The sequence below is a fragment of the Aminobacter sp. P4_D5 genome (assembly GCF_056401815.1).
Window position 1 is genome coordinate 1 of sequence record NZ_JBFUIP010000654.1, and the last position, 739, is coordinate 739.

At 60.6% G+C, this 739-nt stretch carries 1 protein-coding gene; it reads right to left on the reverse strand.

Annotated features, from left to right (window positions below; all coding sequences use genetic code 11):
• Window positions 1–512: ribonuclease H family protein (locus AC1DWF_RS34130; protein ID WP_476842915.1), on the reverse strand; the 512-nt coding region annotated here is incomplete at its 3' end.
• Window positions 513–739: the final 227 nt, after the last annotated feature.

Genomic DNA, 739 nt, shown 5'->3' on the forward strand with positions numbered 1-739 from the left:
GCCGAGTGGCTGTGGTGAAACCAGAACGACACGTCACTGAGTTCGGAAGGCAGCGCGACGCGAACGAAATCAATCACCGCATCCGGATCACGTTGAACCGACAAGTCGGCGGGAAGCGCGAGGTGGTCGATATCCAGCATAACGTAAGGGCATGCCCTGTCCTGGATCGTCGCCGGGAATGTCCCGTCAGGTGCCATGAGGCGGCGCATGCGCTGCACATTTGTGCCGGGAATGATCCCGCCATGGATCACTGCCGCGTCGGCGACAACAGCATGGTCCAGGATTTGGGTGAACGAAGGAAAGTCAGTGAATGGCTGTCCCCAGCCCCGCACCCAGCGGGTCATTCCCTGGGGGCTGGGTTCGACGACGAGGCTGCCATCCGAGGATAGAACCAGTCGCTTCGCCAAAGAGACGGGGACATCTCGACCGGTGATCTCGTCGCGGCGCAGAGCGCGAAGGATGGTTAAAGTGGTTTCAGCGCGATTGGTGGCGCTGTGTTGAGCTAAGTCCATTTGTTGTTGGGCTTTGTGATGGGTGTGAATCCCCTACGTCGCGCGCGGCGTTTCTTGGGGATGGTAAGGGCGAGCGTCAGTTGTGACGCTGGCCGGGGCCGCAGCCCTCACAGGAAACGACAGGTGTCTTCCTGTGGGCGAATGCAGCAAAAAGGGAGAAGCGGAAGCGCGCACGACATGCGTTCCGTAGCGTCGAAGGTGCGGCAGCCCTGCGGAATGTTGTCCGT